The sequence below is a fragment of the Bradyrhizobium elkanii WSM2783 genome (assembly GCF_000472865.1).
Taxonomy (GTDB): Bacteria; Pseudomonadota; Alphaproteobacteria; order Rhizobiales; family Xanthobacteraceae; genus Bradyrhizobium; species Bradyrhizobium elkanii_A.
In genome coordinates, this window is sequence record NZ_AXAP01000002.1 from 405,259 (window position 1) to 425,567 (window position 20,309).

The following is a 20,309-nucleotide window of genomic DNA, read 5'->3' on the forward strand; positions in this document are numbered from 1 at the left end:
TACAATTCGATCGATTCGGTGGCGGTTGAGCAGAGCCGGAAACGGCGAGGGCTGCGGCGATGCCGCAGCCCTAAGGTCATTGAAGATCGTGGATTCGCTCAGAACCTGTAATTGACGCCGGCCTTGACCGTGTGAAGCTTGGTGCTGACGTCCATGCTGGCGCTCGAGAAGAAGCCGTTGGCGACGTCATCGACGGCGCTGTTGAACACGGTGTGGCTGCCAAGGTCGACGTAGAGATATTCGGTCTTGAAGGACCAGTTCGGCGCGAGGGCGTATTCGAGACCGGCGCCCGCGGTCCAGCCCCATTGCGTGTCGCCCGCCGAGATCACGGCCGGCAGCGGACCGACAAGTCCATTGGCGTTGAAGCTGGCGTGCGATTTGACCTTGCCGTAAGCCGCGCCGCCGGTCGCGTAGAGAAGGACCCTGTCCCAGGTGTAGCCGAGGCGACCGCGAACGGTGCCGAACCATTCGATCTCGGATCCGATGTCGAAGCTTGCGTTGCCGACAACGCCCGGAGCGGTGAAGAGCGCGGCGCCCGCGAGCTTGCCCTCGATACCCGACCATTCGAAATCGGCTTCGATGCCGGCGACCACATTGTTGGCGAACTGATAATTGTAGCCGATCTGGCCACCGCCGAAGAAACCGCTCGAGTTCAGGTTGAGATTGCCGGCGATGCTCGATTCGAGCGCAGGCGCTTCCGCCTGAAGCTGCCGCTGGAATGCCTGGAACGGATAGTTGAACTTGTCGCCGCCAAAGCCGACATTGGCGCCGATATAGAAGCCGGTCCAGGAGAACACTGGGACGGCCGCGATGGGCGGCGCCTTGACCGGATAGGACAGATCGGCGGCAAAGGTCGGGCCCGCCGCCAGGCCAAGACCAAAGACAGTGCCGAGTAGAAACGTCTTCATTACCACGCCCCTAAATTTCCCTGGAGAACGGGTTTTCCAATGCATCGCCGTCATGGAACGGCGACATGTGAAGGCTGGGCGAGCGCGTCGCGACCTCGCAGGGGGTGAGCTCGACGCAGTTCCTCGCAGCAGCCGTGTCGCAACATGGCAGGGGTTGCACCGATGGTCTTGTTCTCGCCCGCACCGGATTTTAGCCCGAGCGCGCTCCCGCTAAACCGTTCGTCCATGTGGCTGTTGTGCAACAACCCGAAGCGGCATCAGCGATTCGCGGCGCGCTGCGGCAGAGTCACTCATGGCTCGCACGGAGCGGCGCCGGTAACATGGTTGTGTAAGTGCAATTTCAAGAACAATGCATCAAACAAGCTTCCACTCCGACAATCTCGATCCCACGCTTGAAGACGATCGAAGGTTTTCTCTCTGGTATGAGAAGGTGGAGGCGCTCACCTGTTGTGTCGACATCACGAGGTTCGAGGATCGACCGTTTTCCGGGTTCCTTCGCTGGTCCGGCTTTCAGGACATTCACGTCACCCGATTCGGGGGCGCCTTCGGCAGGGTGAAGCGATCGAGAAGCGCCATTTCTCGCGGCCCCGATGACGATTTCTGCCTTGTCTTCCACCGCGGAACCGGCACGCTGCGGGTGGATCAGTCAAATCGCGAAGCGACTCTCCCTTCCGGCGGCGTATTTCTCGGGACAAATGGCGTGCCGACGGACATGGCGTCCGATACGCCCTTTGCCTGGACGACGTTGACGGTCAGCCGGGACCAACTGACTGCGCTGGTCAGCCAGGCGGACGACCTGTTGGCGCGGCCGCTCGATCCGCAGCAGCCGGCTGTTGCGCACTTGCGGCGCTATATCGAAAGCGTCGTGAAGCTGTCGCGTGCGCCCCACGATCCGCAGCTCGACGCGCATATTCGCACCACTCTTCTCGACCTGATCGCGCTGGTGCTCGGCGCGCGCGGTGATGCCGCGCAGATTGCCACGACGCGTGGCCTGCGGGCATCGCGCATTCACGACATTATTGCCGAGATCGATCGAAGCTTCATGAGTGCCGGTTTCTCGGCAGCGAACGTTGCCCGCCATCTCGGTCTCTCGACCAGATATGTGCAGGATCTCTTGCACGAGACGGGCCGGAGCTTCACGGAGCGTCTGCTGGAGCGTCGCCTGCAGCAGGCGCGGCAGATGCTTACGAGCGAGCAGGGAGATCGTCTCAAGATCAGCGAGATCGCGCTCGCATGCGGCTTCGGCGAGGTCTCCTACTTCAACCAGCGGTTCCGCCGCCGTTTCGGAGTCACGCCGACAGAGTGCCGGCGCGATTCGTCTCGCTGAAGCTCTCACGCGATTCGTCGGGCCTCCAATTTGCGACCCGATGCATCAGAGTTCTCAGGGCAACGCGCCCGCAAGAGCGCGATGTCGGCCACCGAGAGTCCGAAGTTCAAGAGTTTCTCGTCACAGATATTGCCAAGCCATGCGCGTATACGTTGCTTCGCCGGATCACCCTGGGCTCGAACCAACCTTCTGACCAGGCCCGAGGTCGCAGCCGATGTCTGCAACACAGTTTCGTGCTTCATGATGCTGTCCTATCGAACTGCAAACCGTGTCGGCGCGCGAATTCGACGGGCGCGCGGCGCGCGCCGTTGATCATCAGCGATCGAGGTCCTTGCGCGCTGTGTAACGGGCTAGGTTTCGCGCCTGCGGATGGATGCGATATCGTAGCGGGATAATCCGACGTCGCGCAGCATTCGGTCGTCGAGATCCCGCAGCTCTGCCATGGCCTGGCGTATCGCCAGTTCTTCCCTCATCTTCGACAGCAGGAACATCACCATCGCGCTAATCGAGACATACCATCGCGGAGCGTTCGGCGCCTGTCGGGTCTGTTTCGGATATGGGCGGGTGTAGAACAGTTGGTCGATGTGCGACATCGATATCTCCCGGCAAATATCAGTCGCCGAGACTCTGGCGCGGCCATGTTTCCGGAACATTCCGGCGCGGGAAAATACGGCTACGGCCGTAACGCGGGGCCGCGGCCGCCTTCCTGGCGATAACGCATAACAGAGCTCACGCCACCTCGCCCTCGATGGAGCCAGCACCATTGGTAAAAAAATACGCTGACATCGCGCCGATGTCAGCCGGCCATGCTATGAAGGGACCGGCGCAGTCGCCGTCTCTCTAAAACAACCCCAAGGACTTTCGTATGAAAGTGGTCAAGCTCTTCGGTCTAACACTAGGTGTGTCACTTGTGCTGTCCTCTGCAGCGCTGGCCCAGGACATCAGGGTGGCGGTTGCCTCTTCGATCACTGGCGGCGAAGCCGCGTTCGGCCGCCAGTTCCAGAACGGCGCCGAGCAGGCGGTGGCCGATATCAATGCCGCCGGCGGTCTCCTCAACAGGAAGCTGGTGCTTGATGTCAACGACGATGCCTGCGATCCGAAGCAGGCGCGCTCGATCGCCGAGAAGATCGCCAGCGCGAGAATTCCGTTCGTCGCCGGCCACTATTGTTCTTCGTCGTCGATCCCGGCCTCGGAAGCCTATGCGGACGGCAACGTGCTGCAGATTTCGCCGGGCTCGACCAATCCGCTGCTTACCGAGCGCAAGCTGTGGAACGTGCTGAGGGTCTGCGGCCGCGACGACCAGCAGGGTCTGGTTGCCGCCGGCTATATCGCCAAGAACTTCGCCGGCAAGAACATCGCGATCCTCAACGACAAGACCACCTACGGCAAGGGACTTGCCGACGAAACCAAGAAGGCGCTCAACAAGGCCGGCGTCACCGAGAAGATGTTCGAATCCTTCAACAAGGGCGACAAGGATTTCAATTCCATCGTGTCTCGGCTCAAGCGCGAGAACATCGATCTGGTCTATGTCGGCGGCTATCATCAGGAAGCGGGCCTGATCCTGCGCCAGATGCGCGATCAAGGGCTCAAGACGGTGCTGATGGCGGGCGATGCGATCAACGACCGCGAGTTCGCCTCGATCACCGGGCCTATTGCGGAGGGCACATTGTTCACCTTCGGTCCCGATCCTCGCGAAAAGCCGACCGCAAAGGCCATCGTCGAGAAGTTCAAGGCCAAGAACATCGATCCCGAGGGTTACACGCTCTACACCTATGCGGCGTTCCAGGTGTGGTCGCAGGCGGTGGCGAAGGCCGGTACGACCGACCCGAAGAAGGTGGTCGATACCATAAAGGCCGGCGAATGGGACACTGTGATCGGCAAGTTGGCGTTCGATGCAAAGGGTGACATCAAGGCCATCGATTATGTCGTCTATAAGTGGGACGGCAAGGGCGGCTACGCCCAGGTCGACAAGGCGCTGTGAGAGATAGCGTGATGTCCAGGGCCAACGAGCGAGGTTCGCTCGTTGGCCTATGTTGGTGGTATAAGGCGCAGACCTCAGCCGCGCCGTCGTCCCTGCGAAAGCAGGGACCCATAACCACAGGGAGTGGTTGTGGCGCAAGCAAGTGGGTTGCCGCGGAGCACAACAACAAAGGCCTGTGGTTATGCGTCCCGCGTCAAGCCCGGGACGACGGCGGTATGTGTATCACGGCCTGTTGCCTGGCTCGCCCGACTGCCATTCCCAAGAATAGCAGCGCAACGAGAGCGCAGAATTCCATCACGCCGGCCATCGACAGTGCAGTCCGGCCGTCGAAGAGAACGGCCGTGAGCGCGCTGGTCAATGAGCCTGATATCATCACAAGACTGTTGGTTGCGGCGCTGACGGTGCCCGCCATGTCCGGCAGCGCTTGCAGCGCTCCCTGCATGAGGCCCGGCGCCGCGATCCCTCCGCTGAATGTGAGCGTGACGAATAGCAGGATGACGACGGTGGTCGGCGTCCAGCTCAGCAGCGTCATGGCCAGCAGGATCGACGATGTAAGAACCTGGATGGCAAATCCGATCGACAACGAATAATGCGATGGAACTCCGCGCGCGTTGAGCCGGCCGTCGACGAACGCTCCAGCCATTCCGGCGAATGCAGTCAGGCCGAATATGATTCCATATTGACTTGAGCTCATCCCGGCGACCTGGACAAGGAAAAGGGCCGATCCGGTCGCATAGGCGGCGAGAACTCCGAAGGATGCCGCGGCGGCAAAGAGATATGCGCGGCAGGTCGGATGCGACAGGACGCAGCGATAATCTCCGATAAGCGCCAGAAGGCTCAAGCGGGTCGCCGATCGCGGCTTCAGGTCATAGTCGGGGCCAAAGCGCTGGCCTACCAGCAAGACAATTCCGAGCGCTGCAAGACTTGCATAGATCGCGCGCCAGCCCGCAAGGTCGAGCAAAGCCGCTCCGGCCATCGGCGCGGCGATCGGGGAGACGTAGATCGCCATCACGATATTCGACAGTTTTTGGCGCACGACAGTATCGTCGAACGCGTCACGGGCGATCGCGATGGCAAGGGTCATGGCCGCCGCGCCGATGCCCTGGATGACGCGGCATGCAATCAACACCGGCAGCGATGGTGCCAGCGCGCATCCGACCGATGCCATGATGAAGATGATGGTGCCAAGCGTGACCATCGGTTTGCGACCGTATCGATCCGACAGCGGCCCGAACAGCAGCGGCGCAAGGCCGAAGCTGATCATGTAACTGCTGATCGTCAGGCCGGCACTATGTACCGGAACTGCAAGAGACGTGGCTGTGTCCGCGAGGGCCGGCAGTGCCATGTCGGTGCCGAAGCCCGGAAGGGTGGCCATCAAACCGAGCAGGCACGTGAACGCGAGCGAGTCCGTCTTGCCTGGAAGCGCCGTCATTTGGATTGAGCTTGTCGAAGTTCTGTCAGTCAACTGAGCGCCGGATCGAAGGACCTCGCCCAACACTGTCAGCGCAATATTGCGCGTTGATTTCAGTCCGCACGCGCTCTGTTACTTCCGTAACGCGAAGCTGATTCGACCGATTGTTGCGGCTGTAGCGCGTTCGTCCATTCCGGTGACTTTGCCGTAACAGCGACCGAACAATAATGAGACGCCGTGCTTGGCCCGTCGCAGCCGACGAGCCGTCAATGACCGCGGCTCAACTGCTCAGCTCAACGGAGACCGTGCATGAAGGCGCTTCTCGTCTCGTCCCCGATGATGGGACATCTCCATCCAGTATTAGGAGTCGGGCGGATATTGATCGCCGACGGCTGGAAGGTCATGGGCCTGACATCGAGCTATCTGCGAGACCGTGTCGAAAAGATCGGCGCTCAATTCCGCAGTTTCGTGCCGGCGGCCGACATCGATACGCGAGACGCCGCCAAACTGTTTCCGGAAATCATGACAGCGGCGCCGGGCGCACAGCAGTTGCGGCTGATCCTGGAGCAGGGTTTCGCCAATTTCATGCTGGCTCAGTACGAGAGCATCAAAATCGTCATGCAGGAGTTTCCTCCCGACATCATCATCGGCGATCATCTCATGCTGGGTGTGTTGCCGATGCTGCTTGGTCCTCGTGCGCAGCGGCCGTCCGTGGCCCTGCTTGGAACCACCTACCTCCTGTCACGTCGAGACGACGGCGCCCCGAACGATGCAGGCATTCGGCCCGCGCGCAACGACCAGCAACTAAGGGAGTATGCCTCGCTCTTTCAAACCTACGAACAATCCGTCTTTGGCCCGGCCGGACGATGCGTGAACGAGTACCTGGCCCAGATCGGGAGCAGGCCGCTGCGTTTGAATCTTTATGACGCGATGGTGGAGCTGCCCGATATCTATCTGCAGCTCACGGTGCCGCGGTTCGAACTGCCGCGCCGCCGGCTGCCAAGTTCGGTGCACTTCGTCGGCCCGCTGCCGATTACGCCGAACCAGGCGCCAGTGCCGTCGTGGGCCTACGAGTTGGACGGTTCACGCAAGGTCGTCCTTGTGACCCAGGGCACGTTGACCAACAACGATTTCAGCGAGCTGACCCTGCCGACGCTGGAGGCGCTGGCGAACGAGCGGGATGTTCTCGTCATGGTGACGACCGGCGGGCGTCCGATCGACGCGCTCGGTGGCCGCTTGCCTCAAAATGTGCGGGTCGCCCAGTATCTTCCGTTTGAGTGGGCGTTGTCGAAAGCCGATGCATTCGTGACGAACGGCGGTTACGGCAGTGTCAATCAAGCCTTGAGTTACGGCGTTCCCATCGTCGCAGCGGGAACGGCAGCCGACCGCGGCGATGTCGGCGTCCGCGTCGCCTGGTCCGGGGTCGGCGTCAATCTGGCGACCAACGCACCCACCGCAGAGCAATTGCGTCCCGCTGTACGCTCGGTGCTGGATGATCCGAGATATCGCCAGCGCGCAGCGTCGCTGGCGGAGGACATTCGCGAGATCGATACCCCTTCGGAGATCCGCTGGCTGCTTCGGCAGCAGATCTCGCTCCACTCTCAGGATGGCCTGCGCCCCAAGGCGGGCGCGGCTAAGGCTTGACCACGACCAGCACGAGCACCGCCATCACGCAGACGAGGATCAAGGGCAGCGTTGTCCGGGGTTTTAGCGCCTTATTCCTGACAAGGCGCCGGAGCTGGCCTGACTGGATTCCATGTACGGCCGAGAGCACAACGACAAAGGCAAACTTGATTTGCAGCCAGGTGCTTGAGAACCACCCGGCCGTGACCGCCAACGTCAAGCCGAAAGCCCAGACCAGCAGCATGGCCGGCGTGGTCAGCCAGCGTTCCGATTTGGCCAGAAAACCCGCAACGGGCTCGACCGATCCCGGATTCGCGCGCTCCGCTGCCAGCACCATCGACGTGGTGACGGTACCGGCTACAAAAAAGAAGGCGCTGACGACATGCAACGCCTTCAGCCATGGGTAAAGCGTAGCAAGGCTCACTGGACCACACCGGTGCGCAAGGCCGCGGACTTTCGTGCAATGAGCCGCGCATTGGCAAAGCCCGCGAACGGGATGAACGCGACCGCGAACAGCCGCACCGCCTCCGATCGGCTCCAGCCGCCTTCCGCGATCGCCTGGATCGCAGCCCAGCAATAGCCGAGAAACGCAAGGCCGTGGACCGGCCCCATGACATGGACGGCGACGTTCCAGCCGGCGATATGCTTCAGTGGCACGGCGACTGCGACAAGCAGGACCAGCGTTGTCGCCTCGAGGACCGACAGCATTCCAAGCCACCGCAACTGTGTCGATTCGTAATCGTCGGACACGCGCACCTTCCCGCTTCAAGACCGGCGGCATGCATAGACAATGCCTCGCGCATTCGGTGAGTGACCGAAATGACAACCTGCGATCATTTCCTGCCAAACCGCGTTTCGGCTATGTTCGCCCTGGAAAATGCTCGCTCCGAGGTGGTCATGCATAAAGTTTCAGTTCTCGCGATGGACGGGTTCGTGCCGTTCGACCTGTCGGTCCCGTGCGAGGTGTTCGGGCGCGCGAGTGGAGCGGCGGGCGTCGCCAGCTATAGTGTCCGCGTGTGCAGCGAAGCGACCGAAGTTCGGTCGAGGAATTTCACGTTACAAACAGAGTGGGGCCTTGAGGAGCTCGCGTCGGCCGATACGGTCCTGGTGCCGGGAGTGGAAGATCCGACCGCTCCGGTCTCCCCGGCCGTGCTTGGGGCGCTTCAATCTGCCTGGGAGCGCGGCGCCAGACTGGCGTCGATCTGTTCGGGAGCCTTCGTTCTGGCGGCAACTGGCCTCCTGGATGGACGCCGGGCCACGACGCACTGGATCTGCGCAGACGAGTTCGCACGGCGCTATCCGCGCATCCAGGTCGATCCAAACGTGCTGTTCGTCGACGAGGGGCGCCTGATCACCTCCGCCGGAGCCTCAGCGGGAGTGGACATGTGCCTGCATCTGCTACGACGCGATTACGGTCAGGCGGTTGCGGCCGACGCGGCGCGGCTCGCCGTTGCTCCCCTGGTCAGGGACGGCGGCCAGTCCCAGTTCATCAGGCACGAACCGCCGAAATCCGCCGCCAGCCTGGCCTCGCTGCTCGACTGGATGAGCGCCAATCTCGACCGCACGCTCACGGTTCGGTCGCTGGCCGACCGGGCGCGCATGAGTCCGAGGACACTGGCGCGACGCTTCCAGGAGCAGACCGGAACGACGCCGCTGCAATGGCTGCTCAAGATGCGCATTCGCCGGGCGCAGGAACTGCTCGAAACCAGCGTGGCTTCGGTCGATCAGATTGCAAGCTCGGTCGGATTCGAATCCGCGGTTACCTTCCGATCGCGCTTCCGGAAAGTCGCCGGCATCAGCCCGACCGCCTACCGTCATCGCTTCGGTGCCCGGGAGCACTAATTTATTGTCCGACATATGCGTTCCGGTGGATCTGGCTCTCAGAAGCCGTATCGAAAAATATCGATAAATCACAAAAGTTTATGAGATGGCCTGACGCGGAGTGTCGATTTTGCTAATGCCAGTTGCAAGTTCGGCTGTCCTGGCGCTAATTTTTGGTCCGACAATAATGGCTCCCGGCCCGTCGAAGCGGCGGGAGGCGAGGGCTCCAACCTTGATATTCGGAACAGGGAGGTCGAGGCGCGCGTGATTGCTGATCCGTCGCTATCAGGAAATCCGGGACTGCTGTCGGCCGCGGAAACCGCGCCGGCGGATTGGGATCGCCTTGCGCGCTATCTGGAAGCCCACGGCATGAATGTCGATCTGGCGCGGCCGATCCGGCAGTTCGCCGGTGGCCTCGCCAATCGCAACTATCTCCTGAACGTCAACGGCGCGCCGGCGGTCCTGCGCCGTCCGCCCGACGGCGATCTGCCGCCGGGCGCCCACGACATGGCGCGCGAGCATCGCATCCTGTCGCGCCTTGCCGACGCGCTGCCGTTCATCGCGAGGGGGCTGCATTATTGCGGCGACCGCGGCGTCATCGGCGTTCCCTTCCAACTCATTGAGTATCGCGCAGGGCTCGTCATCCGCGGCGCGGATCTGTCGCCGCCGCTGCAAGGGCGCGACGATGCACCCGGGGTTCTCTCGGAGATGATGGTTGCAACATTGGCCGCGTTGCACGGGGTCGATGCGCGCGCGGTCGGACTCGAGGATCTTGGCCGCCCCGAGGGGTTCATCGCCCGCGCGATTGCCGGCTGGTCGAAACGCGGGGCGCTGGTTGCCGAGGACGGCGCGTTGCGAGGTCTGCTGCAGGACATTTCGCAGTGGCTGTCCCGGCAGACATTCCGTGAGCGGACGCCGACGCTGCTGCACTGCGATTTCAAGCTCGACAATCTGATCCTGAATCCGCAGACGCTTTCGCCGGTCGCGCTGGTCGATTGGGACATGGGCACGCGAGGCGATCCGCTGTTCGATCTGGCGACGCTCTTGAGCTACTGGGCGCAGCCGGATGATCCGCCGGCGTTGCAGCGCCTGCAGCAGATGCCGACGACCCATGCTGGATTCTGGCGGCGTGCCGAGGTCGCGCGGCGCTATGCCGATCTGACCGGACTGGATATCGATGACCTGCCGGCGATGCGCGTGCTCGCGCTGTTCAAGCTCGGGATCGTATTCCTGCAACTGCACCGGCAATGGGTCAACGGCGCGGTGAACGACAGTCGCTATGCCGACTTCGCCCGTCTTGGCGAAGACATTCTTCTGGTCGCGCGCGACGCCGCGACCGGAACTGAGCGAGGAAACTGACGATGCATCAACTCGACATGAACTTTTCGCTGCCGCCGCGCGTGTCCGAACTGGCCGATCGCGTGAAAGCCTTCGTCAAGGACACGGTCGTCCCGTTCGAGAAGGACAAGCGCTGGACCTCCCATGGGCCGACCGATGAGCTACGGCGCGAGCTCAACGCGCTCGCGCGCAAGACCGGCGTATTCGCACCGCATGCGCCGGCGGAATATGGCGGCCAGCATCTGTCGCATATCGGCCGCTCCGCCGTGTTCACCGCCGCCGGCTATTCCATGCTCGGTCCCGTGGCGCTGCATTGCGCCGCGCCTGATGAGGGCAACATCCATCTCCTCGATGTCGTGGCGCGGCCGGATCAGCGCGAGCGCTATTTGAAGCCGCTCGCGACCGGAGATATCCGCTCCTGCTTCTGCATGACGGAGCCCGCTCCCGGCGCAGGCTCCGATCCCGGCCAGTTGCAGACCACGGCGCGGCGCGATGGCAATGACTGGGTCATCGACGGCGAGAAATGGCTGATCACCGGCGCCGAAGGCGCGGCCTTTGCGATCATCATGGCGAAGACGAGCGGCGCGGGAATGGAGGGGGCTGCGACCATGTTCCTCGCCGACATGTCCGATCCCGCTATCACGATCGAGCGCACGCTCGACACTATCGATTCCAGCTTTGTCGGCGGGCATGCGGTGGTCCGCTTCAATGGACTTCGCGTGCCGTCCGACGCCGTGCTCGGCGAGATCGGACAGGGCTTTCGTCACGCCCAGGTTCGCCTCGCGCCGGCGCGGCTCACGCACTGCATGCGCTGGCTCGGCGCAGCGATCCGCGCCCAGGAAATCGCGACCGAGTACGCGCGGCGTCGCACGGCGTTCGGCAAGCCGCTCGGCGAGCACGAGGGCGTCTCCTTCATGCTGGCGGACAACGCGATGGATATCCACCAGGCGCAACTGACGATCTGGCATACGGCCTGGCTGCTCGACAAAGGCGAGCGGGCCTCGACCGAGAGCTCGATGGCCAAGGTGATCTGCTCGGAAGCGATCGCGCGCGTCGCCGACCGTTCGCTGCAGATCCTCGGCGGGCTCGGCACCACCCGCGACACGGTGGTGGAGCGGTTCTATCGCGACGTCCGCGCCTTCCGCATCTATGACGGCCCGTCCGAAGTGCACCGCTGGGCGATCGGACGGCGGATCGTGACTCACGGCGCGAGATAGGCGGCGGTAAGAGCCCGCCGCAGAAGCAGAACAACAAGCCCAAAACGCGCGAGCAGGAGGAAATGATGCGAGATGTCTGGTCACCGCCCAAAGAGCCTGCGGTCGAAGGCTATGAAAGCCTGTGCGCCAATTTCCGCTGGCAGGTGCCGGAGACCTTCAATTTCGGCACTGACATCATCGACCGGCGCGCCCGCGAGCAGGATGGGCCGGCGCTGATCTGGGAGAATGCCGCAGGCGAGACGCGACGCTACAGCTATTCCGATCTGTCATTGCTATCGAACCGGCTCGCGAATGTGTTGCGGGCGAACGGCGTCGCAAAGGGCGACCGCGTCATCATCATGCTGCCGCGGCTATCCGAATGGTTCGTCGCGCTGATTGCGGCGATGAAGATCGGCGCGGTGCCGATCCCGTGCATCGAGATGCTGACGGCGCGCGATATCGAATATCGCGTCGCCAATGCCGAGGCCAAGGCGGCGATCTGCCGTCCCGAGCAGACCGGCAAATTCGCATCCGTGGAGGAGCTGATCCCGGTGCGGATCGCGCTCGGCCAGACCTCAGGCTGGCTCGATTGGAACAGCGAAGTGGCGCGCGCTTCCGAGACGATCGAGCCGGCGATCGTCCGGGCCGAAGATCCCGCGATCATGTATTATACGTCAGGCTCGACCGGCCATCCGAAGGCCGTCGTCCATGCGGCGCGCGCGATCTATGCGTGGCGGGTCTCCGCGATCTACTGGCTCGATCTGCGTCCCGGCGAGGTGATCTGGTGCACGGCAGATACCGGCTGGAGCAAGGCGGGTACGAGCATCATCTTCGGGCCGCTGAGCTGCGGCGCCTGCTCGTTCTTCTTCGACGGCCCGTTCGTGCCGAAGGACCGGCTCGAACTCCTGCGCAAGCACCAGGTCACCGTCTACTGCGCGCCCGGCACGGAGTTGTCGCGCGTCGTCGGCGAAGTCCGCGCGCGCGATGATCTCGGCCGGCTGCGCCGCGTCGTCACTGCGGGCGAAGCCATGAACCCCGTCGTCGCCGAGCGCTGGGAGGCGGCGACCGGCATCCGCATCGATGAAGCCTATGGGCAGACCGAAGCCCTGATGGTCGCGCTGAACTATCCAACCGAGCCGGTCCGTTACGGCTCGATGGGGCGCCCATCGCCGGGCTCCGACCTTGATGTGATCGACGCCAAGGGCAACCGCTTGCCGCCGGGGCAGGAGGGCGACCTCGCGCTGAAAGTGCCACACCCGCAATTGATGCTCGGCTACTGGAAGGATGCGGAGCGCACCGCGGCCTGCTTTGTCGATGGTCCGGACGGACGCTGGTTTCTGACCAGCGATCGCGCGGAGAAGGATGCCGATGGCTATCTCTGGTATCGCGGGCGCTCGGACGATGTCATCAATTCAGCCGGATACCGCATCGGTCCGATCGAGGTCGAGAACGCGCTGGCCGAGCATCCGGCGGTGCAGATGTGTGCGGTGGTCGGCAGCCCCGATGCCGAGCGTGGGGAGATCGTGAAGGCGTTCGTCGTGCTGCGGCAAGGCCATGCGCCGTCGCCGGAGCTGACGCGCGAACTGCAGGACCACGTCAAGTCGGTCACCGCGCCTTACAAATATCCGCGCGCGATCGCGTACATCGCCGAGCTTCCGATGACGATCACCGGCAAGATCCGTCGCCGCGAATTGCGCGACCGCGAGTTCGTGCGAGGCGTCGCCTGATGTCTGTAGCGGATCTCAGCAACAACGCCCAGGAGCGCAACGAGCCGGTCTACCGGCTGGTGGTGCGCAGCATCGAGGCCAAGATCATGTCGGGCGAGTGGGCGGTCGGCGACCGGGTGCCGGCGGAGATCGCGCTGGCGGCAAGCTTTGGTGTCCACCGCTCGACGGTCCGGGAAGCGATCCGGGTGCTGGAGCAGAACGGCATCGTCCGCCGTCACGACGGCGGCAAATTGCTCTATGTCACCGCGCCGCGCGAGGCCGACATTTCGCAGAAGGTAACGGCCGCGATCGTACTGCAGGAGATCAGCTTCTTCGAACTCTGGGAAAGCATGCGCTGTTTCGAGCCGGTGCTGGCGGAATGCGCCGCGATGCGGATCGACGAGGACCTGCTGGCCGCGCTGCGCGCCAATGTCGAGAACACCAAGGCCGCGCTCGAGGACAAGCAGAGCCTCGTTGCGCTCGACATCGAGTTTCATCAGATCATCGCGCGAGCCTCGCGCAATCGTGCCCTGCAGCTCAGCCGCGAGCCGATGAGCCAGCTATTCTATCCGGCTTTCTTGCGGGTGTTCTCCCGCCTGAATGCCGGCGAACGCCTGGTCTTCGCCCATGAGAAGATCCTGCAGGCGCTCTCGATGCGTAATCCCGCCGAGGCGCGGTCCTGGATGGACAAGCACATCGTCGATTTCCGGCGCGGCTATGAGCTTGCCAATTTCGATATCGAGGCGCCGGTAGGCTGGTCGCAACGGTCAGCGTAGATCCGCCGTCTCAAAAGCGGAAGCGCAATCCGGCGGTGGGCGCGACGTTGCTGTGCTGGAAAAAGCCGGACGCCAATCCGCCATTGACCTGCGTGAACATCACGCCGAAATAGGTATCCCACTTCGGCGCAAATCTCCAATCGACCGCGGCAGAGATTGCGTCGAACGTGCCGGCGCATTGCGCGTGCGCGCTGGAGGAGCAGAAGGAGGCGCCTCCGGCGGCGGTGCCGAAGAAGGAATTCTGGATGTAGTGATAATAGGCGGCGATCACATCCAGATCGTCGTTCACGGAGTATTTCATGCCGGCCCACATGACCTGAAAGGTCTTGTTGCCGAGCCCGTTCACGCCGAACGCCGCATTATTGATGTTCGTGCCGTTGAAGGCGTCGCAGCCCTGGCAAAGGAAGTTTCCGGCGATGTCGGTGAAGGCGGCCTGCGGATTGCTCGGCGGCTCGTATCGGATGTATTCGTAACCGGCGTACAGCTTCAGCGACTTGGTCGTGTATCTCGCCACGAACATCGCGGCGGTGTTGTCGGAGATCGTCGCCGTCAGCGTCTGCGGCAGGAACGGGGCGATCGGCGTCCCGAACGCGTTGTTGGCTCCCGGTGCAAGCGCGAGCGACACGGAATCCTTGACGTGGCTGTAGATCGCATCGACCGAGAGCACGTCGTTGCCGCGGATCGGAATGTCGCCGCCGAGCTGGAATTGATAGGCGCCACTGGACGCATTGTTCTCGTCATAGCCGCCGAACTGCCACAGCGCCGCCGCCCGGAAATGGTTGAAGTTGTACCGGTACTTCACCGACGTCGAGTGTCTGCAATTTTCGGTGTTGCCGCCGCCGCAGGTGATTCCCTGAAAGCCGATCGCCGAGAAACCGTAGGAGGCGCCGAACGGATCGTAATCGAACACGGCGTCCAGCGTCAGCGAGTTCTGTCGGAAAACCGTCAGCGTGCCATAGGTGGGGGAGCTGACGCCGACGTAACCCTGACCGTTGTACCACTGACCCGCTCGGCTTGAATCCGAATAGGCGGTTTGCAGGTTTTGCGGCAGGCCGGCATTCGCGGCGATAGCTCCGGGTCCATTCGAGAATCGCAGCGAATAGGGGTCGAAGCCGGCATCGAGGTCAAAGACGAAAGAAAAGTCCTCGCCGATTGGCCTGGTTCCCTTGATGCCAATGGTCGAATTGCTCAAGGCATTGGGTGCGAGCGTCCATGTCGCCAAGCGGTTCTGTTTCTGGACCAGGTAGGACGCTGCGACTGCAGATCGCGGATCAAACGAGGCACCGTGGCTTTGCCAGCCGAAGCCGGTGTCGATGATGCCGAAGACCGTGATGCCTTCCCAGGTGAGCTGGCAGTTGGTCGTGACGAAGTCCGACGGGTCGGTGCAGGGGCGCGGCGTCGTGGACGCTGCCGGCGGCGCCTTGGTCGGCGCGACGTCGGCTGCCCTTGTCTCCGATCCGCCGACAATCGCAAGAAGGACTGCCGCGCAAATCCCGAGCTTTGGCACCGAAAAGCTCCCCCGGCGACCGGCCCCACGGCGCCTAGCCAAGCTTGGCTTGCTGGCCGATCATGCAGCAAGCAACATTCAACAGGTTGTGCAGCGCCTGGCCAAAAAAGTTCGTTCCAGTAGCGGCGGGGCCACACAGCGCTACCAGCGGAGGCCTGCGGACCTGATCCCTTCCTCCGCCATCACATTTTGGTGCGACACGGCGATCTGGCCATCGAGAGAGCATCGATTGACCGCTGCCATACGTTCATACCGTTGGCTTTCCCGATGCGGATGCTATTGATCCGGGTCAAACGGGACAAAGGCGCGAACAGTGAATCTTGCAGGGATAACAATGGCCCGGCTCGCCGGGGTCGTCGCGTTGGGCAGCGCCATGTTCGGCGCGCTGGCCGCCGCCGAGGCCCAGCAGGCCGCGGGACCTCCCGCGGTCGGTATCATCGAGGCGGTCAAGCGGCCCGTGACGCAATCCAACGAGTTTCTGGGGCGGATCGAGGCCACCAACCGGGTCAACGTGGTCGCCCGCGTCACCGCCTTCCTGGAAAAGCGGAACTTCGTCGAAGGCGCCGAGGTCAAGACCGGCGATATGCTCTACGAGCTCGAGCGCGGCCCGTTCGAGGCGGACCTTGAGTCCAAGAAGGCGCAGGTCGCGCAATTGCAGGCCACCCTCGTCAACGCCAAGCTGACGACCGGCCGCGCCAAGGCCTTGCTCGGCGGGCCGGCCGGCCAGCAGTCCACCTATGATGCTGCGCTCGCCAACGAGCAGAGCCTGGAAGCGCAGGTGCAGGCTGCCCAGGCACAAGTCGACCTCTCAAAGATCAATCTGGACTACACCCAGATCCGCTCGCCGATCGACGGCAAGATCGGCCGCACCGCGGTGACCGAAGGCAACGTTGTCAGCCCAAGCTCGGGCGTGCTCACGACCATCGTGAGCCAGGACCCGATGTACGTGACCTTCCCGGTGTCGGTGCGCGAAGGCCTCGTGCTGCGCGACCGTTACGCGACGCTGGGCGGGTTCAAGGCGGTGGTGATCAGGATCCGTCTGCCCGACGGCAAGCTCTATGACCAGGTCGGCGAGCTCAACTTCGTCAACAACACGATCGCGCAGAACACCGATACCATCACGCTGCGCGGCATTATCCCCAATCCCATACTGCCTCGTCTGTCGTCGGCGGACAACGTCACGGTGCGCCAGCTCACCGACAACGAGTTCGTCACCGTCCTGCTCGAGGGCGCGCAGCCGGTCGACGTGGTGGCGATCCCGCGCTCGGCCGTGCTGTCGGACCAGCAGGGCGACTATGTCTTCGTGCTCGGGGCCGACAACAAGGCGGAGCAGCGGCGGATCGTCCTTGGACAGTCGACGGCGACCATCGCTTCGGTGACCTCTGGGCTTTCGGTCGGAGAGAAGGTGATCGCTGAAGGAATGCAGCGGGTGCGGCCCGGCCAGCCGGTGGCGCCGGCACCGGCGAGCGCGCTGATCCAGTCGAGCCTGAAGGAAACGGCGGAAAACACGGGCTCGCCCCGGAGCGGCGGCGCGATCGGTCCGAAGCCTGCGGGCACCAGCCCATGATTTCCGCCGTCTTCGTCGATCGTCCGCGGCTTGCCATCGTCATCGCGCTGGTCATCACCATCGCGGGCGCGCTGGCGCTATTGCAAATTCCGGTGGCGCAGTTTCCGGACATCGTGCCGCCACAGGTCACCGTAACCGCCAATTTCCCGGGCGCCTCCGCCGAAGTGGTGGAATCGAGCGTCGCGCAGCCGCTCGAAGCCCAGGTCGTCGGCGTCGACAAGATGCTCTACATGAAGTCGACCAGCGGTAATGACGGCAGCTACACGCTGACCGTCTCGTTCGCGCTCGGCACCAATCCTGATATCAACACCGTCAACGTCAACAACCGCGTCCAGAGCGCGCTCGCGCAACTGCCGACCGAGGTGCAGGCGCAAGGCCTGGTCGTGCAGAAGAAATCCTCGGCCGTGCTGCAGTTCATCGTGCTGTACAGCAAGAGCGGCCAGCAGGATCCGCTGTTCATCACCAACTACGCGATCATCAACGTGCTCGATGCGATCTCGCGCACGCCGGGCGTCGGCCAGGCCTCGCTGTTCGCGAAGCTGAACTACTCGATGCGGATCTGGTTCGATACGCAGCGGCTCACCAGCCTCAATCTGGCGCCCTCGGATGTGATCGCGGCGATCCGGGCGCAGAGCGTGCAGGCGCCGGTCGGCCGCATCGGCGCCCGTCCGATCGCCGAGGACCAGCAGTTCCAGTTCAACGTGCAGACGCAAGGGCGGCTCACGACGGCGGCCCAGTTCGGCAATATCGTGCTGCGCGCCAATCCGGACGGCTCGGTGCTCCGGGTCAGCGACGTCGCCCGGGTCGAGATCGGCGCCCAGAACATGGACAGCGAGTCCCGGATCGACGGTCAGCCCGGCGTACCGATCGGCATCTATCTTGCGCCGGGCGCCAATGCGGTGACCACCGCCGCCGCGGTGCAGTCGACGCTCACCAGATTGTCGGAACGGTTTCCCCCGGGCCTGACCTATCTGGTGCAGTACGACTCCACGACCTTCGTCTCCGATACCATCAAGGAAGTGCTGAAGACGCTCGGCGAAGCCTTCGTGCTGGTCGTGATCGTCGTGTTCCTGTTCCTCGGCAATTTGCGCGCCACGGTGATCCCGGCGGTCGCGGTGCCGGTCAGCCTGATCGGCACCTTTGCGGTTCTCCTGATCCTCGGCTATTCCGCCAACACCGTGTCGCTGCTTGCGATGGTGCTTGCCATCGGCATCGTGGTCGACGACGCCATCGTCGTGGTCGAGAACGTCGAACGCGTGATGGAGAGCGAGCCCGAGCTGTCGCCGGCGGAGGCCACCAAAAAGGCGATGGCGCAGATCACCGCGCCGATCATCGCGATTTCGCTGGTGCTGTTGTCGGTGTTCGTGCCGATCGCGTTCATCCCCGGCATCTCCGGAACCCTGTTTCGCCAGTTCGCGGTGACGATCAGCGCGGCTATGGTGATCTCGGCGCTGAACGCGCTGACGCTGTCGCCGGCACTTTGCGCCGTGTTCCTGCGGCATACCGGGCCGCGCCGCGGCATCATGGGGCGCGTGCTCGGCGGCATCGATTGGGTGCGCGACCGTTATGCCGGCATGGTGCGCCGGCTGCTGCGGGTGGCGATATTGTCGCTGGTCGCGGTGCTGGTGTTTGCCGGCGGCGTTTTCGGCGTGTCGCGCATAACTCCGACGGGCTTCCTGCCCGAGGAGGATCAGGGCGCCTTCTTCATCTCGGTGCAATTGCCTGACGGTGCGTCGGTGTCGCGCACCAGCGAGGTGACCAAGCAGGTCGAGGCGCTCTTGAAGAAGATGCCGCAGGTCGAGCACGTGCTCTCGATCATCGGCTTCTCGCTGCTCGACGGCGCGAGCGAGCCGAACTCGGCCTTCATGGTGGCGCGCATGAAACCGTTCGCCGATCGGCAGGCCGCCGCGGATTCGGTGCAGGCGACGATCCGGCGGATGTTTGGTGAGGGCGCGCAGATCCGGCAGGCCAATATCCTGCCGTTCAACCTGCCGCCGATCATCGGGCTTTCGACCTCCGGCGGCTTCGAATATCAGCTCGATGCGCTTGAGGGGCAGGATCCGGCCGCGCTCGGCAGCACGATGACCGGCCTGATCAATGCGGCGAACCGCGATCCGCGACTGGCGCGCGTGTTCTCGACCTTCACCGCGACCAATCCGTCGATCTATCTCGACATCGACCGCGCCAAGGCGCAGGCGCTCGGGCTAAACATGGCCGACGTGTTCACCGCGCTCCAGGCGACGCTGGGCGGCATCTACGTCAACAACTTCAACCTGTTCGGCCGCACCTGGCAGGTCAATGTGGAGGGCGAGGCCGCCAATCGCGGCGACGTCTCCGACATCTGGCAGATCTATGTCCGCAACAGCGGCGGCGAGATGGTGCCGATGCGCTCCATCGCGAGCGTGAGGATCGTCACCGGACCGCAGGTCATCACCCGCTACAACAACTACCGCTCGGTCACCATCAACGGCAGTCCGGCGCCGGGCGTCTCGTCAGGCACCGCGATCGCCGCGATGGAGGAGATTTCGCGGGCGACGCTGCCGGCCGGCTATTCCTACGAATGGACCGGCACCGCCTATCAGGAGCAGGCGGCCTCGGGGCAGACCGGCATCATTCTCGCGCTCGCGGTGCTGTTCGCCTATCTGTTCCTGGTTGCGCTGTACGAGAGCTGGACCATTCCGATCCCGGTCCTGTTGTCGGTCACGGTCGGCGTGCTCGGCTCGTACACGGCGATCAAGGTCGCCGGCTTGAACCTCGATCTCTACGGCCAGATCGGCCTCGTGGTGCTGATCGCGCTCGCTGCCAAGAACGGCATCCTGATCGTCGAGTTTGCCAAGGAGCAGCGCGAGGGCGGATTGCCGATCGCGCAGGCCGCCGAGCTCGGCGCCCAGATGCGGTTCCGCGCGGTCATGATGACCTCGATCGCTTTCATCCTCGGCCTGGTGCCGCTGGTGGTCGCGACCGGTGCCGCCGAGATCAGCCGCAGGGCGGTCGGCACGGCGGTGTTCGGCGGCATGCTCGCCGCAAGCTCGATCGGCATTTTCCTGGTGCCGATGCTCTACGTCACCTTCCAGCGCTGGCGCGAAGAGGCGAAACGCCGTTTCGGCAAACCAGCCGAAACACCGCATGCGCCGCCCGCGGAGTAGAG

Annotated in this window: 17 protein-coding genes; 10 read left to right on the plus strand and 7 right to left on the minus strand. The window is 63.4% G+C overall.

Going from position 1 to position 20,309, the window contains the following annotated elements; genetic code table 11:
- Positions 1-98: 98 nt before the first annotated feature.
- On the minus strand, positions 99-908 hold the full coding sequence (locus tag YY7_RS0103885; RefSeq protein WP_028162074.1) for an outer membrane protein: 810 nt from the start codon (positions 906-908) through the stop codon (positions 99-101).
- Positions 909-1,257: 349 nt separating this feature from the next.
- On the opposite strand from YY7_RS0103885, the gene YY7_RS56365 reads away from it, so the two are divergent.
- The gene (locus YY7_RS56365) at positions 1,258-2,235 is read left to right on the plus strand and encodes a helix-turn-helix transcriptional regulator (RefSeq protein WP_051396499.1); all 978 of its coding nucleotides are present in this window, start codon (positions 1,258-1,260) and stop codon (positions 2,233-2,235) included.
- 5 nt (positions 2,236-2,240) lie between these two features.
- On the opposite strand, the gene YY7_RS0103895 is transcribed toward YY7_RS56365, so the two are convergent.
- Positions 2,241-2,477, minus strand: a complete 237-nt coding sequence (locus YY7_RS0103895) for a hypothetical protein (protein WP_028162075.1) — start codon at positions 2,475-2,477, stop codon at positions 2,241-2,243.
- 108 nt (positions 2,478-2,585) lie between these two features.
- The gene (locus YY7_RS61760) at positions 2,586-2,828 is read right to left on the minus strand and encodes a DUF1127 domain-containing protein (RefSeq protein WP_028162076.1); all 243 of its coding nucleotides are present in this window, start codon (positions 2,826-2,828) and stop codon (positions 2,586-2,588) included.
- A 272-nt stretch (positions 2,829-3,100) separates the two neighbouring features.
- Between YY7_RS61760 and YY7_RS0103905 the strand changes: the two genes are divergently transcribed.
- Positions 3,101-4,216, plus strand: coding sequence for a branched-chain amino acid ABC transporter substrate-binding protein (locus YY7_RS0103905; protein WP_028162077.1), 1,116 nt, complete (start codon positions 3,101-3,103; stop codon positions 4,214-4,216).
- Positions 4,217-4,409: 193 nt separating this feature from the next.
- Here the strand turns inward: YY7_RS0103905 and YY7_RS0103910 are convergent, their stop codons facing one another.
- The gene (locus tag YY7_RS0103910) at positions 4,410-5,648 is read right to left on the minus strand and encodes a multidrug effflux MFS transporter (RefSeq protein WP_028162078.1); all 1,239 of its coding nucleotides are present in this window, start codon (positions 5,646-5,648) and stop codon (positions 4,410-4,412) included.
- A 288-nt stretch (positions 5,649-5,936) separates the two neighbouring features.
- On the opposite strand from YY7_RS0103910, the gene YY7_RS0103915 reads away from it, so the two are divergent.
- Positions 5,937-7,271: a nucleotide disphospho-sugar-binding domain-containing protein gene (locus tag YY7_RS0103915; RefSeq protein WP_028162079.1), complete on the plus strand. Its 1,335-nt coding sequence runs from the start codon at positions 5,937-5,939 to the stop codon at positions 7,269-7,271.
- Here YY7_RS0103915 and YY7_RS0103920 read toward each other — a convergent pair.
- Positions 7,261-7,638, minus strand: coding sequence for a CopD family protein (locus tag YY7_RS0103920; protein ID WP_196237218.1), 378 nt, complete (start codon positions 7,636-7,638; stop codon positions 7,261-7,263). The two genes, YY7_RS0103915 and YY7_RS0103920, sit on opposite strands and share 11 nt — an antisense overlap.
- A gap of 32 nt (positions 7,639-7,670) precedes the next feature.
- Positions 7,671-8,000: a DUF3817 domain-containing protein gene (locus YY7_RS0103925; RefSeq protein ID WP_245287183.1), complete on the minus strand. Its 330-nt coding sequence runs from the start codon at positions 7,998-8,000 to the stop codon at positions 7,671-7,673.
- Between the two features lie 111 nt (positions 8,001-8,111).
- Between YY7_RS0103925 and YY7_RS0103930 the strand changes: the two genes are divergently transcribed.
- The 5 genes from YY7_RS0103930 to YY7_RS0103950 all read left to right on the plus strand — a co-directional run bounded on the left by YY7_RS0103930 (position 8,112) and on the right by YY7_RS0103950 (position 14,087).
- Positions 8,112-9,092, plus strand: coding sequence for a GlxA family transcriptional regulator (locus YY7_RS0103930; protein WP_245287184.1), 981 nt, complete (start codon positions 8,112-8,114; stop codon positions 9,090-9,092).
- A 243-nt stretch (positions 9,093-9,335) separates the two neighbouring features.
- On the plus strand, positions 9,336-10,430 hold the full coding sequence (locus YY7_RS50670; RefSeq protein WP_051396500.1) for a phosphotransferase family protein: 1,095 nt from the start codon (positions 9,336-9,338) through the stop codon (positions 10,428-10,430).
- Positions 10,431-10,432: 2 nt separating this feature from the next.
- A complete protein-coding gene (locus YY7_RS0103940) occupies positions 10,433-11,626 on the plus strand; it encodes an acyl-CoA dehydrogenase family protein (RefSeq protein WP_245287185.1) in 1,194 nt (397 codons plus the stop codon).
- Positions 11,627-11,691: 65 nt separating this feature from the next.
- Positions 11,692-13,332 (plus strand): acyl-CoA synthetase, encoded by a 1,641-nt coding sequence (locus YY7_RS0103945; RefSeq protein ID WP_080663575.1) that lies wholly within the window; start codon positions 11,692-11,694, stop codon positions 13,330-13,332.
- Complete coding sequence (locus tag YY7_RS0103950) at positions 13,332-14,087, plus strand: FadR/GntR family transcriptional regulator (RefSeq protein WP_028162085.1); 756 nt, start codon at positions 13,332-13,334, stop codon at positions 14,085-14,087. Before YY7_RS0103945 ends, YY7_RS0103950 begins: the two co-directional genes overlap by 1 nt.
- Before the next feature lie 10 nt (positions 14,088-14,097).
- Here YY7_RS0103950 and YY7_RS50675 read toward each other — a convergent pair whose 3' ends face one another.
- Positions 14,098-15,594: a porin gene (locus YY7_RS50675; protein WP_051396501.1), complete on the minus strand. Its 1,497-nt coding sequence runs from the start codon at positions 15,592-15,594 to the stop codon at positions 14,098-14,100.
- Between the two features lie 334 nt (positions 15,595-15,928).
- Between YY7_RS50675 and YY7_RS0103960 the strand changes: the two genes are divergently transcribed.
- Positions 15,929-17,161: an efflux RND transporter periplasmic adaptor subunit gene (locus tag YY7_RS0103960; protein WP_080663565.1), complete on the plus strand. Its 1,233-nt coding sequence runs from the start codon at positions 15,929-15,931 to the stop codon at positions 17,159-17,161.
- On the plus strand, positions 17,158-20,307 hold the full coding sequence (locus tag YY7_RS0103965) for an efflux RND transporter permease subunit (protein WP_028162087.1): 3,150 nt from the start codon (positions 17,158-17,160) through the stop codon (positions 20,305-20,307). Before YY7_RS0103960 ends, YY7_RS0103965 begins: the two co-directional genes overlap by 4 nt.
- Positions 20,308-20,309 lie beyond the last annotated feature (2 nt).

Excerpts from the sequence above, each read along its gene's own strand:
- YY7_RS0103910 (WP_028162078.1), bottom strand. The coding sequence starts at position 5,648 with ATGACGGCGCTTCCAGGCAAGACGGACTCGCTCGCGTTCACGTGCCTG.
- YY7_RS0103960 (WP_080663565.1), top strand. The coding sequence starts at position 15,929 with ATGGCCCGGCTCGCCGGGGTCGTCGCGTTGGGCAGCGCCATGTTCGGC.
- YY7_RS0103950 (WP_028162085.1), top strand. The coding sequence starts at position 13,332 with ATGTCTGTAGCGGATCTCAGCAACAACGCCCAGGAGCGCAACGAGCCG.
- YY7_RS56365 (WP_051396499.1), top strand. The coding sequence starts at position 1,258 with ATGCATCAAACAAGCTTCCACTCCGACAATCTCGATCCCACGCTTGAA.
- YY7_RS61760 (WP_028162076.1), bottom strand. The coding sequence starts at position 2,828 with ATGTCGCACATCGACCAACTGTTCTACACCCGCCCATATCCGAAACAG.
- YY7_RS0103940 (WP_245287185.1), top strand. The coding sequence starts at position 10,433 with ATGCATCAACTCGACATGAACTTTTCGCTGCCGCCGCGCGTGTCCGAA.
- YY7_RS0103885 (WP_028162074.1), bottom strand. The coding sequence starts at position 908 with ATGAAGACGTTTCTACTCGGCACTGTCTTTGGTCTTGGCCTGGCGGCG.
- YY7_RS0103915 (WP_028162079.1), top strand. The coding sequence starts at position 5,937 with ATGAAGGCGCTTCTCGTCTCGTCCCCGATGATGGGACATCTCCATCCA.
- YY7_RS0103945 (WP_080663575.1), top strand. The coding sequence starts at position 11,692 with ATGCGAGATGTCTGGTCACCGCCCAAAGAGCCTGCGGTCGAAGGCTAT.
- YY7_RS0103930 (WP_245287184.1), top strand. The coding sequence starts at position 8,112 with ATGTTCGCCCTGGAAAATGCTCGCTCCGAGGTGGTCATGCATAAAGTT.
- YY7_RS0103895 (WP_028162075.1), bottom strand. The coding sequence starts at position 2,477 with ATGAAGCACGAAACTGTGTTGCAGACATCGGCTGCGACCTCGGGCCTG.
- YY7_RS0103965 (WP_028162087.1), top strand. The coding sequence starts at position 17,158 with ATGATTTCCGCCGTCTTCGTCGATCGTCCGCGGCTTGCCATCGTCATC.
- YY7_RS0103905 (WP_028162077.1), top strand. The coding sequence starts at position 3,101 with ATGAAAGTGGTCAAGCTCTTCGGTCTAACACTAGGTGTGTCACTTGTG.